General features: G+C 72.2%; 10 protein-coding genes and 2 pseudogenes. 8 read left to right on the top strand and 4 right to left on the bottom strand.

Annotation, left to right across the window (positions count from 1 at the left end; genetic code table 11):
• Together kstD and OG435_RS06020 are read right to left on the bottom strand one after the other, a co-directional pair.
• Positions 1 to 1,821 carry a 3-oxosteroid 1-dehydrogenase gene (kstD, locus tag OG435_RS06025; protein WP_266875762.1) on the bottom strand — a complete coding sequence of 607 codons (1,821 nt, stop codon included), beginning with the start codon at positions 1,819 to 1,821 and terminating at the stop codon, positions 1 to 3.
• Between the two features lie 229 nt (positions 1,822 to 2,050).
• A complete protein-coding gene (locus tag OG435_RS06020) occupies positions 2,051 to 3,175 on the bottom strand; it encodes an aminoglycoside phosphotransferase family protein (RefSeq protein ID WP_266875761.1) in 1,125 nt (374 codons plus the stop codon).
• A 237-nt stretch (positions 3,176 to 3,412) separates the two neighbouring features.
• On the opposite strand from OG435_RS06020, the gene OG435_RS06015 reads away from it, so the two are divergent.
• Positions 3,413 to 4,894 (top strand): DNA-binding protein NsdB, encoded by a 1,482-nt coding sequence (locus OG435_RS06015; protein WP_266875760.1) that lies wholly within the window; start codon positions 3,413 to 3,415, stop codon positions 4,892 to 4,894.
• Between the two features lie 152 nt (positions 4,895 to 5,046).
• Here OG435_RS06015 and OG435_RS06010 read toward each other — a convergent pair whose 3' ends face one another.
• The gene (locus OG435_RS06010) at positions 5,047 to 6,474 is read right to left on the bottom strand and encodes a PP2C family protein-serine/threonine phosphatase (RefSeq protein ID WP_266875759.1); all 1,428 of its coding nucleotides are present in this window, start codon (positions 6,472 to 6,474) and stop codon (positions 5,047 to 5,049) included.
• Between the two features lie 617 nt (positions 6,475 to 7,091).
• On the opposite strand from OG435_RS06010, the gene OG435_RS06005 reads away from it, so the two are divergent.
• The 3 genes from OG435_RS06005 (at position 7,092) to OG435_RS05995 (ending at position 11,929) form a co-directional block, all read left to right on the top strand.
• A complete protein-coding gene (locus OG435_RS06005) occupies positions 7,092 to 9,368 on the top strand; it encodes a xanthine dehydrogenase family protein molybdopterin-binding subunit (RefSeq protein WP_266875758.1) in 2,277 nt (758 codons plus the stop codon).
• A gap of 40 nt (positions 9,369 to 9,408) precedes the next feature.
• Positions 9,409 to 9,864: a (2Fe-2S)-binding protein gene (locus OG435_RS06000; protein WP_266875757.1), complete on the top strand. Its 456-nt coding sequence runs from the start codon at positions 9,409 to 9,411 to the stop codon at positions 9,862 to 9,864.
• 67 nt (positions 9,865 to 9,931) lie between these two features.
• On the top strand, positions 9,932 to 11,929 hold the full coding sequence (locus OG435_RS05995; protein WP_266875756.1) for an APC family permease: 1,998 nt from the start codon (positions 9,932 to 9,934) through the stop codon (positions 11,927 to 11,929).
• Positions 11,930 to 11,951: 22 nt separating this feature from the next.
• On the opposite strand, the pseudogene OG435_RS05990 reads toward OG435_RS05995, so the two are convergent.
• Positions 11,952 to 12,662 (bottom strand): annotated as a pseudogene (locus OG435_RS05990) (PucR family transcriptional regulator); the annotation flags it as partial.
• A gap of 548 nt (positions 12,663 to 13,210) precedes the next feature.
• Between OG435_RS05990 and OG435_RS05985 the strand changes: the two are divergent.
• The 4 genes and pseudogenes from OG435_RS05985 to OG435_RS05970 form a co-directional block, all read left to right on the top strand.
• Positions 13,211 to 13,774, top strand: a complete 564-nt coding sequence (locus OG435_RS05985; RefSeq protein ID WP_266875755.1) for a TetR/AcrR family transcriptional regulator — start codon at positions 13,211 to 13,213, stop codon at positions 13,772 to 13,774.
• A 135-nt stretch (positions 13,775 to 13,909) separates the two neighbouring features.
• Complete coding sequence (locus tag OG435_RS05980) at positions 13,910 to 14,533, top strand: DUF6461 domain-containing protein (RefSeq protein ID WP_266875754.1); 624 nt, start codon at positions 13,910 to 13,912, stop codon at positions 14,531 to 14,533.
• 78 nt (positions 14,534 to 14,611) lie between these two features.
• Entirely contained in the window at positions 14,612 to 15,565 is a 954-nt protein-coding gene (locus OG435_RS05975) for a DUF4304 domain-containing protein (RefSeq protein WP_266875753.1), read from the top strand.
• Positions 15,566 to 15,785: 220 nt separating this feature from the next.
• A pseudogene (locus tag OG435_RS05970) lies at positions 15,786 to 15,956 on the top strand (helix-turn-helix domain-containing protein); the annotation flags it as partial.
• Positions 15,957 to 16,032 lie beyond the last annotated feature (76 nt).

Here is a 16,032-nt window from a genome sequence, read left to right as displayed (position 1 = left end):
TCACGCGTCCGCGATGTCGTTGGCGGCCACGTAGCCGAACGTCATCGCGGGACCGATCGTCGACCCGGCCCCCGCGTAGCTGTGCCCCATCACGGCCGCACTCGCGTTGCCCGCCGCCCACAGGCCCCGGATCACGGATCCGTCCGGCCGCAGTGCGCGGGCCCGCGCGTCCGTGACGATGCCGCCCTTCGTGCCCAGGTCACCCGGCACGATCTTGAAGGCGTAGAACGGCGGCGCCCAGATCGGGGCGAGACAGGAGTTCGGCGTCACGCCCGGGTCCGTGTAGTAGTGGTCGTACGCGGTGTCCCCCCGGTGGAAGTCGGGGTCGGTGCCGTTCCACGCCTGCGCGTTGAACCGGTTGAGGGTGGAGCGCAGGGCGGCCGCGGGCACACCGATCTGGTTGGCGAGGGCGTCCCAGGTCCACGCCTTCTTCGCGGCGCCCGCCTGGTACCAGGAGTCCGGGAACACGAACGTCGGCAGGATGTCCTTGAACAGGTACTTGTTGCGGTAGTTCTGATCCACGATCAGCCAGGCCGGGATGTGCGAGCCGGCCGCACCCCGGTCCTTCTCGTACATCACGTGCACCACATCGCTGTACGGGGCGGCCTCGTTGACGAAGCGGGCGCCCTTCGCGTTGACCATCAGGCCCCCGGGCAGGGTCCGTTCGGCCAGGCAGAAGTACGGTTCTCCGGGGAGCGGGATCGACGGGCCCCACCAGGCGTCCTCCATCAACGCCAGTTCCGCACCGGCCCGTTGGCCCGCCCGGATCCCGTCGCCGGTGTTCTCCTTCGCGCCGACCGACCACTGGGTGCCGATCGGCTGCTGCTGGTACTGGGACCGCATCTGCGCGTTGTGCTCGAAGCCGCCCGAACCGATGACCACGCCCTTGCGGGCCCGCACCACGCCCCGTACGCCCTCCTTCTCCACCACCACGCCGGTGACGGCGCCGCTCTCCTGGACCAGGTCGACGAGCGGGCTGTTCAGCCACACCGGAACCCCGGCCTGGAGCAGGCCGGCCCGCAGGCCGGCCGCCAGGGCCTGGCCCATGGTCAGCGGCTTCTGCCCGCACAGCGCTGCCGCCGTGCCGCGCGCCAGGCATTCGGTGGACACCGCGAGCCCCTTGGCGTTCACCGCGGCGAGGTTGAGCCACTTGTAGTCCTGGCTGAACACCACCATTCCGGCCGGCACGGGCATGTACGCCGGGTTCAGGCGGGCCAGTTCGGCGCCGAGTATGTTCCCGTCGATCTGGTCCGGCTCGATGGACCGGCCGTTGGGGAGCCCGCCGGGGAGGTTCGGGTAGTAGTCGCTGTAGCCGTCCATGAAGCGGAACCGCAGCGGGCTGTTGGCCATCACGAAGTCCAGCATCCGGGGCCCGTTGGCGAGGAAGGCCGCCTGCCGGTCCGCGGAGGAGCCGTTGCCGACCACGGCCGACAGGTACTGCGCCGCCTTCGCCGGAGTGTCCGGGACGCCCGCGCCCAGGATCACGGAGTTGTTCGGGAGCCAGATCCCGGCACCGGACCGGGCGGCCGAACCCCCGAAGGTCGGGGCCTTCTCGACCACGAGCACGCTCAGGCCCCGCTTGGCCGCGGTGAGCGCGGCGGTCATTCCGGAGGCTCCGGAGCCGACCACGACGACGTCGTACTCGCCGAGCGAGGGTTCACCGGCCGCGTGAGCGGCGGCGGCCGGCAGCACGGCGGCGGCGAGCACGCCGGCCCCCGCCCCAGCAATGACCGTCCGGCGGGAGGGGAGGGCGGAACCCGGGTCCGAACTCGGTTCGGAACTCGGGTCGGAGCTCGCTGTGGAGGCGGTTCTCGCGGTCATGGGCAGGCTCCAGCGGAGAGGGGGTGGGGGGACGGATCCAGCATTCTGATGCTGAGTCAGAAAAGGTGTTCGGGGGATCATGTGAAGTCAAGGCATACGCGCCAGTTGCGCTTCGGGCCCGGACGCACGAAATCCCGTGCCGCACACACCGGGTGTGTGCGGCACGGGATCTCGTGGGCGACCGCACCCAACGCGGCCGGGTCAGTACGGCCGGGTCAGTGCGGCCGGGTCAGCGCGTGCCCACCGCCGCGCGGACCGCCCTGCGGGCCATGCCCGCGTCGTCGTGCAGGCGGCGCAGCAGCAGGCGCTGCTCCTCGCCCGAGGACAGGGAGCCCGACGGCGGCGCCTGGGTCGGGGTGGTCGCCAGCATCGAGCGCTGCACGGCCGTCTCCGACATCCGGATCTCCCGGGTGAGCACCAGCATCAGGTTGACCAGGAACGCGTCCCGCGCGGCCGGTCCGGCCGCCTGGGCCAGGCGGCTGATCTGGGCGCGTGCGATCGGGGCGTCGCCCAGTACCGTCCACAGGGTGGCCAGGTCGTAGCCCGGCCGGTACCAGCCCGCGTGCTCCCAGTCGAGGAGCACGGGACCCGTCGGGGACAGCAGCAGGTTCGAGAGCAGCGCGTCGCCGTGGTTGAACTGCCAGGGGTTGCCCGACATCTTCACCCCGTGCAGCAGCTTCTGCAGATCGCCGAAGTCACGGTCGGTCAGCAGGCCCAGCTGGTAGTCCCGGGCGATCCGCCGGTCGTAGTCCAGCGGTCGGCCGAACAGCTCGTCGGCGGGCCTCCAGCCGTTCACCTGGCGCAGCGCTCCGAGCGCGGCCCGCAGGTCGGCCCGCGGCGGGGCCTCCACCGGATGCCGCTGGAGCGCGGCGACCCGGCCGGCCATCCGCTCGACGATCAGTACGCAGTTCTCCGGATCGGCGGCGATCAGCCGCGGCACCCGGACCTGAGGGCGGTGCCGGACGAACGTCCGGTACGTCGCTATTTCGTGCCGGTACCGCTCGCGCCACTCGGGCGAGTGATCCAGTAAAACCTTCGCGACGGCCGTCATCCGTCCGGTGGTTCCCACCAGCAGGACCGACCGGCCGCTGCGGCGCAGTACCTGGACGGGCGCGAACTCCGGACAGATGCGCTGTACGGAGGCGAGTGCGGTGCGCAACTGCGCGCCCTGCGGACCCGACAGGTCGATTCTCCCGCTGAGCGGCTGCGATCCGGCACCAGGCATCCGCCGTGCCCGTACGGCGCCCTGCGCCGGGGCCGCGGGGCGGCCGGGTTCGAGGTAGGGGCCGCCGCCCGCGGGGAGCGTGCGGTGCGGCCGGACCGGGGCGGACACGGAGGACGTGGCTGCGTACATGGCGTTACGGATCCCTTCGTGCGCCGACGAGTTGCGTGGTGCGTACGCCGCCCCGCCGGATCCCGTGCATCACCCTGGGGAGTTCCGCCGGTGACCGGGTCGGGGAGGCGCATTCCTACCTGACACCCGGGCGTGGGTGGCGGACCACATTGCGTGCCCTGGCGAACCCTGGCGAATAGTCGCTCGGCACCTGACACGGGGTTACTGTCAACTCAGCCGAGAACCTGGGGGCTTGACGTGAGCAAAGGTCCAAACACCCGTCTGAACGACCTGTTCGGCCTGGCCGGCTGGTCGAAGGGCGAACTGGCGAGGATGGTCAACCGGCAGGCGGCCTCGATGGGCCACCACCAGCTGGCCACCGACACCTCGCGGGTGCGGCGCTGGATCGACATGGGGGAGACCCCGCGCGAACCGGTGCCCACGGTACTGGCAGCACTGTTCACCGAGCGGCTCGGTCGTGTCGTGACCATCGAGGACCTCGGGTTCGTACGACAACGGCGCACCGCCAAGCAGCAATCGGACGGGGAGCAGGAGAACCCCGACGGAATGCCCTGGGCGCCCGAACGCACAGCCGCGGTCCTCACCGAATTCACGGGAATGGACCTCATGCTCAACCGTCGCGGTCTGATGAGCGCGGGTGCCGCGCTCACCGCCGGCTCAGCCCTCAGCAATGCCATGTACGACTGGCTCCACACCGACCCCGCCCGGGCGAAGGACGTACAGCGCCACGGAGACGCCTTCCAGGCGGACTCCGCGGGCTACGACCGCTACGAGGCGGCGCCCATCGGCTCCCAGGAGATCGAGGCGCTGGAGCGCTCGGTGGAGGTCTTCCGCGCCTGGGACGCCTCCAGAGGCGGCGGCCTCCAGCGCAAGGCCGTGGTCGGGCAGCTCAACGAGGTGGGCGGCATGCTCGCGTACCACCACCCCGACCACCTCCAGCGCAGGCTGTGGGGGGTGGCGGCCAACCTGGCCGTCCTGGCGGGCTGGATGTCCCACGACGTGGGCCTGGAGCCCACCGCGCAGAAGTACTTCGTCATCGCCGCGCACGCGGCCCGCGAGGGCGGCGACCGGCCGCGCGCGGGGGAGGCGCTTTCCCGCGCGGCCCGTCAGATGGTCCACCTGGGCAAGCCGAACGAGGCGCTCGACCTGATGAAGCTGGCACAGTCCGGCTCCGGCGAGCAGACCCTGCCCCGCACCCGCGCCATGCTCCACACCATCGAGGCCTGGGCGCAGGCCGCGCTCGGCAAGGGGCAGGCCATGCGCCGCACCCTGGGCGAGGCCGAGGACCTGTTCGTGTCCACCTCGGGCGACGTACCGCCGCCGTCCTGGATGCAGCACTTCGACGAGGCCGATCTGCACGGCATGCAGGCGCTGGCCTTCCGTACCCTCGCCGACCACGATCCCTCCGCGGCGACCATCGCGCAGCAGCACGCGAAGGAGGCCCTGCGGCTGCGGGCCGACGGCCACCAGCGCTCGAAGATCTTCGACTACATCTCGATGGCCTCCGCCTGCTTCATCGCGGACGACCCGGAACAGGCCGACCGCTACGCCCGCCTGGCGCTGGTCTCGATGAACGAGACCTCCTCGCACCGGACATGGGACCGGCTGCGCGAGATGTACCGGCTGACGGGTCACTACTCCGGCTTCGCCGGCATCGAGGAGCTCCGCGAGGAGATCAAGCTGGCCCTGCCGAACAGCCCCGTGGCACGGTCGGTCTGAGACCGGTGGCCGACCCGGGTCCGACGGCGGGAAGGGCGCGATGCGGAGAGGTGTCCGACGACGGGAAGGGCACGACGACGGGAAAGGCACGACGACGAGAAAGGCCGCGCCTTCCGGCGCGGCCCTGAGTCCCGCGAAGCACCCGCCGCCCGCTACGAGCCGATCCGGGCCACCAGTACGCAGGCGTCGTCCTCGCGCTCGCCCTCGCCGAACTCCCCGATCAGCAGGCGCACACAGTCCTGCGCGGACCGGGCGGAGGAGAAGTGCGGTGCGAGCGCCAGCAGTCGTTCGGTCCCGTCGGCCTTGCTGAACTCGATGCTGCGCGGGGTCAGTCCGTCGGTGTGCAGGACGAGCACGTCGCCCACCTCCAGCCGCTCCTCGGCCTGGCCGTACGCGGCTCCGGAGGTCGCTCCCAGCAGGACGCCCTCGGGCGGCAGCAGGGAACGGCCCTGGCCGCGCCGGAACAGCAGCGGGGCGGGGTGCCCGGCCTGCGCCCAGGACAGCACCCGGCGCGCGGGATCGTAGCGGCAGCACACCGCGGATCCCAGCGCGGGCTGGACGGAGGTCTCCAGGAGCTGGTTCAGCCAGCCCATCAGCGGTCCCGGCTCGATGCCCGCCATCGCCATCCCGCGCAGGGCGCCGAGCATCATCGCCATGCCGGAGGTGGCGGTCACCCCGTGGCCGGTGAGGTCACCGACCGTCAGCATCGATTGTCCGTCGGGGAGTTCGAGTGCGTCGTACCAGTCTCCGCCGATGAGCGCGCTGGTGGCGGAGGGCAGGTAGTGCGCCGCGACGTCGAGCGCCCTGGTGTTGTCGTGCGGGAACCGCAGGGAGCCGCGCCACGGGGGGAGCACGGCTTCCTGCAGCTCGACAGCCAGCCGGCGCTCGGTCTGCGCGATCTCCTGCCGGCGCTGCAGCGAGTCCCGGGACTCGCGCACCGCCCGCTGGCTCCGGCGCAGTTCACTCACGTCCCGCAGCACGGCCCACATGGAGGCCGTGCAGCCGTCGGAGTCGAGTACCGGCTCGCCCCTCATGTGCAGCGTCCGGACCCGGCCGTCGGCCCGGACGATGCGGAACTCGCCGTCTATCGGCTTGCCGTCCACCAGGCAGGCCGTCACCATCGCGGTGAGCAGCGGCTGGTCCTCGGAGAACAGGGTGGACCCCAGTTCGTCGAGGGGCAGCGCGCCGGCCTCGGGGGAGCGGCCGAAGATCTGGAAGAGCTCGTCGGACCAACTGACCTCATCGGTCAGCAGGTTCCACTCGGCGCTGCCGACCCTGGTCTGCTGGGCCTCGGCCCCCGTCTCGGGGGCGGCCTGCGGCAGCGTGGCCGACTCGGGCGAGGCGGGCGGCAGTCCCTCTTTGAGCTGGCCGAGGTGGGCGCGGAGATCGTCGAGATGGTGGACGGCGAGATCGCACAGTGCGCGCTGCCAGCGGCCCTGCGCGTCGTCGTCGTCGACCACGGTGTCGCGGCGGACCGCGTCGACTTCGCCCCGGAGCCGCCGGGTCTGCGAGATCAGCGCGTCCACCGACCCTGGCTCGGGCGGTTGCGCGGGGCGGTCCGCGTACAGGTGGGACGGCATCTGAACTCCGATACAGGCGCGGCACGGCCAAGTCTGAGGAGGGACCGGTTCTGAAGGAAGGGCCGGTAACGACTGTTGCACAGCGGGCGACGGCCTGTAAGGCGTTTGGCAACATCTGTGGCGGACTTGCACCGGGCATATGCCTGAGGCCTTCCGGACCTCCTGGAGCGTGCGAACGAATCCGGTCAGCCGATGCCGACGGACCGGTGCGGGAGCCCCGCCGACCCGTGTCCGCACCGGGCCCGTCCCGAGCCCGCCCAGGGCCGTCGCGCGGTGATGCGGTGCCGGTCGGACCCCGCCGGAGTGCGCCGTGGGCGGCCTCCGGCCGCTCCGCCGCGCTCCACCCGCGGCCGGAAAACAGCCCTCCGGACGGCGGCGGTCGAGCGTACGGCCGAGGTGTACGAGGCCGGCCGCCCGCCGAACCGGCGAAAGACGTGCGGGACCCGGGTCAACACGGCCGTGCGGATACCCCCCGAACGAAGGACCCCGTGCCGTCCGCCCTTTCGTCCAGGCGCTGATCCGGACTTCCCCAGCGCACCCCGAATGGCTACTCTACGTGCCGGTAATGAGCCGAGGAGGCTCGCTGGGCAGGGCGCGCAGGGTGGGGACACAACGACATGACCGGGCACATCCACGCGCCGACCGACGGGCACAGCCACGCGCCGACCGACGGCCCCGTACTCGCCGACGGACGGAGCCGGCGCTCCTTCCTCACCTACCTGATCGCCGCCCCGACCCTCGCCCTCGTCACGCGCGCCGGAGCCGATCTCCTCGCCCCGCAGCCCGCGCACGCCGTGATCCCGACCCTCCCCGCCCCCGCCGACCTGGTGGACCTCGGGGACCTGTTCATCCTGGCCGGCGCCCCCACCTCCGCCCTGCTCGCGCTCGTCGTGGAGGCCGACGGAACCATCCGCTTCCGGCTCCCGCGCGAAGAGGTCGGCCAGGGGCTCACCACCGCCGTGGCGATGCTCGTCGCCGAGGAACTGGACGCCCCGCTGGCCGCCGTACGGGTCGAACTGGACGACGCCCGCCCCGAGCTGCTCTTCAATCAGCTCACCGGATCCTCCAACTCCATCCGCTCCCTCTACGGTCCGGTCCGCCAGTGCGCCGCCACCGCCCGGGCCAGGCTCGTCGCGGCCGCCGCCGTGCGCTGGAGCCTCCCGGCGTCGACCCTGACCACGGTGGGCGGAGCCGTCCGCGCCCCCGACGGCCGCACCGCGTCCTACGGCTCCCTCGCCGCGGCCGCCGCAAACCCCGCCCTGATCGTCCTCGGCGCCACCCCCAAGCCGGCGGCGAAGCACGCCCTGGTCGGCAGGCCCACCAGCCGGATCGACGCCCGCGCCATGGTCACCGGGGCCCAGCGCTACACCCTCGACCTGGACGTGCCCGGGGCCAAGCCCTGCGTGGTGCGCCGCCCGCCCACCCTGGGCGGCAGCGTCCGCTCGGTCGCCAACCTCGCTGCCGTCCGGGCCATGCCCGGCGTCCTGCACGTGGTCACGATCGCCACGGGCGTCGCGGTCGTCGCCGAGACCTTCGGCCAGGCCCTCGACGCCAAGGCCGCCCTCCAGGTCGCCTGGGGTCCGGGCCCCGCGGACCAGCTCTCGGACGCGCAGGTCCGTACGAAGCTGCGCGCCGCCACCCCGCCCCTGCTCGTGCCGCCTCTGCTCACCGCGCACGTGGACGCCGAGTTCGACTTCGCCTTCGTCAGCCACGCCCCGATGGAGACCAACTCGGCCGTCGCCGACGTGCGCGAGGACCGCGCCGAGATCTGGTCCGGGCTCAAATCGCCGATCGTGGCCCGCGAAACGATCGCCGCCGACCTTGGCCTGCCCCTCGACAAGGTCACCGTCCACGTGGTGCAGGCGGGCGGATCCTTCGGCCGCCGGCTGTTCTTCGACGCGGCCCTGGAAGCGGCCCGGATCTCCAAGGCCTGCCGCCGTCCGGTCCGACTGATGTGGACCCGCGTCGACGACACCCGTCACGGCAGGATGCGCCCCGCCACCCACCACAAGATCCGGGCGACCCACCTGCTGGGCGAGGTGCTCAGCTTCGAACACCGGGTCGCCGCCGCGGAGACCGACTTCCGGCACGGGCTCGGCGAGATCATCACCGCCACCGCCGCGAGCCTCCCGCTCGGCATCGGCAACGCCACCCTCGCCCAGACCCTGTTCCTCACCACGATCAAGTCGCCGTACCACTTCGGGCTCACCACCCAGACGCTCAGCGAGGTCCCGACCGGAGTCCCCACCGGGTCCTGGCGCTCGGTGTACTCGGCGAACACCCGCGGGGCCGAGGAGATCGTGGTGGACGAGCTGGCCGCCGCGACCGGCCGGGACCCGTACCAGTTCCGCCGGACCTTCCTGAAGACGGCCGCCCAGCGCGCCGTACTCGACAAGGCCGCCACCGAAGGGGGCTGGGGCCGGGCCATGCCGGCCGGGTGCGCCCAGGGCATCGCCTTCCACGAGGAGTACAAGTCCCGGACGGCCTGCCTGGTCGAGATCGACACCCGCGACCCGGAGCACATCCGCGTCACGAAGGCGGTCATCGCCGTCGACGTGGGCCTGCCCGTCAACCCGCGCGGTCTGGAGGCCCAGATGATCGGCGGCCTGACCGACGCGATCTCCACCACGCTCAGGGCCGGCCTGCACCTGGACAAGGGGCTCCCGCTGGAAGGCAGTTACAGCCAGTTCCACTGGGCGCGGCAGCGCGACACCCCGAAGGACGTACGCGTCTTCGTGCTCCCGGCGACCGGAACGGAGCCCGGCGGGGCCGGCGAGCTGGGCCTGCCCGCCGCCGTGGGCGCCATCGCCAACGCCTACGCCCGGGCCACCGGCACCAAGCCGCGCAGCTTCCCCCTCGACTTCGACGTCGACTTCACCCCTTACCCGCGCTAGGCCTCACCCGCGCCAGCCGACCGACTTCAGGAGCCGAGCCGTGCCCTCGCACACCTTCACCGTCAACGGGCAGAGCGTCACCGTGGACGCCCCCGACGATCTGCCCCTGCTGTGGGTGCTCCGCGACATGCTGAACGTACGCGGTCCCAAATACGGCTGCGGAGTGGACGTCTGCAAGGCCTGCACCAGCCACCTCGACGGGGTGGACGTCCGCCCGTGCGTGGTGCCGGTCTCCGCCTGCGCGGGGAAGTCGGTGACCACGATCGAGGGGCTGGCCGACGGCGAGGACCTGCACCCGGTGCAGGAGGCCTGGCTCGAACAGGACGTCGCCCAGTGCGGCTTCTGCCAGCCCGGCCAGATCATGGCGGCCGTCGCCCTGCTGAAGCGGACGAGCACCCCCACGGACGAGGACATCGACGCGATCGCCAACATCTGCCGCTGTGGCACGTACTTCCGCATCCGGGAGGCGATCCGCAGCGCCGCGGCGAAGATGTAGGCGGTTCACCCCATGACACAGGGTCGATATGGGACGAATCGACACGGTCTTGGCTGATCATGCCTGAATGAGGCGTATCAATGCGAAACGTGTGCTGGTCGGCGAACCGCTCGACACCGCGCGCCTGGGCGAGACCCTGCTGCCCAAACGGCTCGCGCTCCCGATCTTCTGCAGCGACCCGCTCTCCTCCGTGGCCTACGCCACCGAGGAGATCCTGCTGATCCTCGCCCTCGGCGGGGTCGCGCTGCTCCACCTCGCCTGGTACGCGGCCGCCGCCATCGTGTTCCTCCTCGTGGTCGTCGTCGCCTCCTACCGGCAGACCTGCTACGCCTACCCGGGCGGCGGCGGCGCCTACATCGTCAGCTCCAAGAACCTCGGCCAGACCGCGGCCCTCACCGCCGCGAGCGCCCTGCTCGTCGACTACGTCATGACGGTCGCCGTCTCCGTGGTCTCCGGCGTCGCCGCCATCACCTCCGCCATCCCCTCCCTCGCCGACCACGAAGTCCCCCTGTCGGTGGGTTTCGTGGTGCTGCTGACCCTCATGAACCTGCGCGGGGTACGGGAATCCGGCCGGGTCTTCGCCGTCCCCACCTACGGCTTCGTCCTCGTCATCTACCTGATGTTCGCCGTGGCCGCCTACCGGCTCGCGACCGGTGACACGATCCGCGCCGAATCCGCCGAGCTGCCGATCACCGCCGAGGGCAACTACGCCGGCCTCGCGGTGGTGCTCCTCGCTCTGCGCGCCTTCGCCTCCGGCTGTACCGCGCTCACGGGCGTCGAGGCCATCAGCAACGGCGTCCCCGCCTTCCAGAAGCCCAAGAGCAAGAACGCGGCGACCACCCTCGCCGCGATGGGCGCGCTCGCCGTCACCATGTTCGCCGGGATCACCATCCTCGCCATGAGCTACGAGGTGCACGTGGCGGCGGATCCGACGGAGCTGGGCCTGGCCCCCGGAACCCCGATGTCCACCGCGCTGGCGCAGATCGGCAGGGCCACCTTCGGCGACTGGCACATCCTCTTCTACCTGCTCCAGGCCGTCACGGCCGGGGTCCTGGTCCTGGCCGCCAACACCGCCTTCAACGGCTTCCCGATGCTCGCCTCGATCCTGGCGAAGGACCGGTACGTACCGCGCCAGCTCTTCAACCGCGGCGACCGCCTCGTCTACTCCAACGGCGTCGTCCTGCTGGCGCTCGCCGCCATCGCCCTCATCGTCGCCTTCGACGCCCAGCTGACCCGCCTCATCCAGCTCTACATCATCGGCGTCTTCGTCTCCTTCACCCTCTCCCAGGCGGGCATGGTCCGGCACTGGCAGCAGGAGCTCGCCTCACCCGGGACCCGCAAGGAGGAGCGGATCCACATCCACCGCCGGCTCGCCATCAACGCCGTCGGCGCCACCATGACCTTCGTGGTCCTGGTCATCGTCCTGATCACCAAGTTCACCCACGGAGCCTGGCTCGTCGTCATCGCCATGCCGGTGCTCTTCATCGGCATGAAGGGCGTGCGCCGGCACTACGACACCGTGGCCAGGGAAGTCGCCGTCGCCCCCGGGGTCAAACCGCGCAAGCCCGCCCGCCACCACGTCGTCGTCCTCGTCGCGTCCGTGCACGCGCCCACGCTCAAGGCAGTCGGCTTCGCCATGGGGCTGCGCCCCGACACCCTGACGGCGGTTTCGGTGGCGGCGGACGAGGAGGACGCGAAGCGGCTGCGCGCGGACTGGGCGGACCACGACCCGGGCATCCCGCTCAAGGTGCTGCACTCCCCGTACCGCGAGGTGGTCGGTCCGGTTCTGGCCTACGTGCAGGAACAGGCGGCCGCCGAGGGCACGGACATGCTCTCCGTGGTCATCCCCGAGTACGTGGTCGGGCACTGGTGGGAACAGCCCCTGCACAACCAGAACGCGCTGCGCCTCAAGGCGCGCCTGCTGTTCACGCCCGGGGTCGCGGTGATCGACGTGCCGTTCCTGCTGGAGTCCGCGAAATCGGCGGAGCAGGGCGATCCGGGTCAGGGGAACCCGGGTCAGGGGGACCCGCAGGAACCGGCGGGAACCCGGCCGGGCGCTGGGTGACCGCCGTGTGGGCCAGCGCCAGCTCCACGACGTGGGCGGGATCGGACAGCGACCGGCCGGTGAGCTGCTCCAGCCGGCGCAGCCGGTTCGAGACGGTGTTGCGGTGGCAGTACAGCCGCTGCGCGGCGTACGTGGTCGAGCCCCGGCAGGACAGCCAGGTGCCCAGGGTGGTCAGCAGCACCCCGCGGTCCCCCGGGGCCAGTGCCAGGACCGGACCCAGCACCACCTGACGCAGCCGGCCCGCGAGCTCGGGCTCGGCCGCGACCAGCGCCGCCGGGAGCCGCTCGTCCAGCAGGGCGGTGTGCGGACCGCCGGCACCCGGCGCAGCGCGCAGCGCGAGTACGGCCAGCCGGCGGGCCCCGGCCAGCTCGCCCGGCGTCCGCACCACCGGGCTCACCCCGGCCCGTAAGCCGAGGGGCGCGAGCAGATCGGTCACGGCGGCGAGCGGCAGCGGGCCCAGGTCCACGAGGCCGGTCTCCCCGTCCGCCCGGATCCGCCACAGCACGCGCGGGGCGCCGCCGGCCGGGGTCGTCACGCCGTCCCCGGAGTCGAGGACCACCACGGCGAACCGCCCGCGCTCCGGCAGGCCGAGCCGCCGAGCCGCCTCGGTGGTCCGGCCCGCCGGACCCCCACCGTCGAACAGGGCGTCGAGCAGGGCCCCCCGCAGTTCCCGCTCGCGGTCTTCGCGCGCGGCGTCGGCCCGGCGGTAGGACTCGGCCGCCGCGTCCGCCATCCGGTCGATTACGTCCCACAGTGCGGGCGCCCCGGGCAGCAGCCGGGGAAGCGCCGCCCGGTCGTGCGCGGCGACGGCCTCGGTCAGGACCTGCCACAGCAGCCGGCCGGCGAGCCGGTGGACGCGCAGCAGGGAATCGAGCGGCACCCCCTGCCGGGCGCGGAGTTCCCCGTCGGCGCGGGCCTCGCCGAGCTCGGGCGGCAGACCGCGGGCCTCGCGCAGGAGACCGTCGACGGTCTGGCGCAGCAACTCGTGGACCCGCTCGCGCAGGGCGGCCCGGCCGAGCAGGTCGACGTAGACGGCGCAGGCCGGATCCCCGTCCGGTGACCGGTCGGCGAGCCGCTCGGCGGCCACGGCCATCCGGCGGTCCAGGTCCTCGCGTATCTCCCCGATGATCCGCTCCATGACGGGCAGGGTGGCACGTCGGAGGGGGTGCTGGGGAGGGCCGCGACGAGGCCGTGTCCGCTAGCGTGTCCGAAGCACTGCACGTGCAGTGCATATGCGGCGGTCATACCGGCAGCCACGTCCACACGGTCAGGGATCCACCCATGCGCCAGAACCCCGAGCGCCGCGCCGCGCTGCTCGACGCCGCCATCGAAGTCCTCGCCCGCGAGGGCTCGCGGGGGCTGACCCTGCGCGCGGTGGACACGGAGGCCGGAGTTCCGACCGGCACCTCCTCCAACTACTTCGCCAACCGCGCCCAGCTCCTGGTGCAGATCCTGCACCGCACCCGCGAGCGGCTCACCCCCGATCCGGCGGACCTGACGGGCCCCTTCGACACGAAGGCGCTGCTGCGCCGGCTCCTGGAGCGCATGCGCCGCGAGCGCAGCGTCCACACCGCGATGCTGGAACTGCGCCTAGAAGCCACCCGGCGGCCCGAACTGCAGGAGGCGCTGGCCGGGTTCCAGGGCGCCGAGCTGGAGGCGAACATCGCCTCGCACCTGGAGGCGGGCCTGCCGGGGGACCGGCAGGGCGTGGTCCTGATCTACCTGGCCATGCTCGGGCTGATCGTGGACGACCTGACCGTGCCCGGACTGCTGGACCCCCACTCGGTGGAGGGGCTCATCGACACGATGGTCGAGCGCCTCCTCCCGGAGGGCCCCGCCGACTGACTATCGTGCCGGTAGGGCATGTTCCGGCAGGACCGGCAGGACCGGCAGGACCGCCAGGACCGGCGGCACCGGCGGAAACAGCAGGACCGGCAGGACCGGCTCGCATCGCGGAGATCGCGGGAGGGGACCGTGGCAATGGCGGACATCACGGGGCAGGGACCGGGCGAAGGCATCCAGTGGCTGGCGGACTGGAGCGCCTGGTACGTCGGGCTCACCTTCGCCCGGGGCATCGGCCCCGAGGAACTGGCCGTCCGGCTCGGCGCCCTGCCGGACCTGCGCCCCGGGCCGCTCGGGGCCATCGACGCGTGGAGCATGGTCACCGAGACGGTGGACGGCGACGGCGTGGCCCGGGTCGGGAGCTGGGGCGGCTGGTCCTTCGCCGTGGAACACGGAGTGCCCGCCGGGGCGCACCGCCTCGCCGAGGTCTCCCGCTCCGGGGCCGAGGCCGTGTACCTCGACCCGCAGCCCGATCACCCGCCCAAACAGTTCGCGTACGCCCGGGACGGCGAGCTGGTCTGCTGCTTCGGCATCGGCGAGGAGCACTGGCGCGGCGGCCACCGGCCCGACTTCCTCCTGCCGGAGCTGGTCGAGGCCAAGATCCTCACCCCGGACGGCTGTTACGCCCGCCCCGAGGACGAACCGCACGAGGAGCGCGACCGCCTCACCCTCGCCGTACTGGAACACCGTTTCGGGCTGTCCCTTCCGCGCCGACTCGTCGAGGAGACACCGCTCCCGGCCTTCGTGACCTGCACGCAGTAGGGGGTTCCCCGGGCTTCGCCGGGCTTCCCCGGATGAGCGGTTTTGGCCGGGGAGGGCGCGTCTTGTGACACTACGGGGGTGAACGCGACCGACTTGTTCCACCAGGCGCTGCGCGACCGGATCGCCCCGGCGCTGCGCGACGCGGGTTTCACCGGTACGGGGCTGGAGTACCGGCTCCGCGCCGCCGAGCCCGACCACGCGCTGCTCGGCTTCCAGCGGAGCGCTTCGTCCGGCGCCGCCGAATGCAGGTTCACCGTCAACCTGCGCGCGGTCCCGTACGAGGAACACGAGGCCCTGCGTCGGCTGCGGCCGGCCCTCGGGACCCGCCTCAGCGCCAACCGGATCGGTCCCGTCGGCTGGCACACCAGGATCGGACGCCTCCTCGGCCACCCGCACGACCACTGGTGGACCATCACCGACGAGCGCACCGCCGCCCGCGTCGCGGACGAGGTCACGGACGTGGTGCTGCGCCACGCCGTCCCCGCGCTGTGGGGCGAGGTGACCGACCGGCCGCCGCTGCCGGGGCCCGTGGTGGATCCGGTGCCCGACTGCCTGGACCCGGTGTGCCTGCGGGTGGACGGTGATCCGTTCCCCGTCGCGAGCGGGGTGGCCCCCCTGCCCGTGGACCTGGAGGGCGCCCTGGTCCTGGAGACGGGCGAGCGGCGCCGGGCCTCGCCCTTCCTCACGGTCCACGACGAGCTCACGGACGCGGAAGCCCGCATCGTCATCGACGCCCCCTGGCGGCTGGAACAGCCGCTCTTCGGCTCGGTCCGGGTCGGCGTCGCCGCCGACGGCGACGTCCGGGTCTCCGCCAGCCCGGGCAGCATGCTTCCCGGCCATCCGCTGGCCCTCCTCGGCGAACTGGCCCTGTGCCGGATCAATTCGGCCGAGGTCACCGGCAATGGCTCCCTGCGGCTCACCTTCGAACAGGGCTCCCCGCGCGAGGCCTGCCTCACCGTCTCCGGCTCCCCGCACGCGCTGACCGTGGGTGCGCCCTGGCACATCGAGGAATGGACACCGGCCCGCATCTGATCCGGCCCGGGGGCGTGTCCGGGGCCGGGCAATAGTTGATCTTATGCTCAGGTTTACGCGCGTCCGCTGGTTTTGAGTCCGGTGAGCGACTTTGATGGATTTGCCAGGCCTCGTACCGGAGCAGGGGGGACCACTCATGGGTAACGAACGCAGCCCGAAGGACAGCCCGAAGGACAGTGCGGACAGCACCGAAAGCGGCAGCGCCACCACCGCACCCACCCTGATCGGTTCCGTGCAGCGGGCGTTGCGGCTCGTGGAAGCGATGTACGCGGAGGGCGGGGCGACCGCCAAGCGCCTCGCCCGGCTCACCGGAATCCCGTTGCCCACCGTGTACCACCTGCTGCGCACCCTCAGCCACGAGGGCTACGTACAGCGCGAGGGCGGTTCCTTCCGGCTCTCGGACCATCTGCCGCTAGCCTCGTGACCGAAGGTAATGATCAAAATGCGCTGGGTTCCGGCCAAGCTGT

Source organism: Streptomyces sp. NBC_01264, from assembly GCF_026340675.1.
Lineage (GTDB): Bacteria > Actinomycetota > Actinomycetes > Streptomycetales > Streptomycetaceae > Streptomyces.
This window is presented reverse-complemented; position numbering and strand designations above follow the sequence as displayed.

Coding starts and splice junctions, on each gene's coding strand:
- kstD (WP_266875762.1), bottom strand. CDS start 1,821: ATGACCGCGAGAACCGCCTCCACAGCGAGCTCCGACCCGAGTTCCGAA.
- OG435_RS06020 (WP_266875761.1), bottom strand. CDS start 3,175: ATGTACGCAGCCACGTCCTCCGTGTCCGCCCCGGTCCGGCCGCACCGC.
- OG435_RS06010 (WP_266875759.1), bottom strand. CDS start 6,474: ATGCCGTCCCACCTGTACGCGGACCGCCCCGCGCAACCGCCCGAGCCA.
- OG435_RS06005 (WP_266875758.1), top strand. CDS start 7,092: ATGACCGGGCACATCCACGCGCCGACCGACGGGCACAGCCACGCGCCG.
- OG435_RS05995 (WP_266875756.1), top strand. CDS start 9,932: ATGAGGCGTATCAATGCGAAACGTGTGCTGGTCGGCGAACCGCTCGAC.
- OG435_RS05985 (WP_266875755.1), top strand. CDS start 13,211: ATGCGCCAGAACCCCGAGCGCCGCGCCGCGCTGCTCGACGCCGCCATC.
- OG435_RS05980 (WP_266875754.1), top strand. CDS start 13,910: ATGGCGGACATCACGGGGCAGGGACCGGGCGAAGGCATCCAGTGGCTG.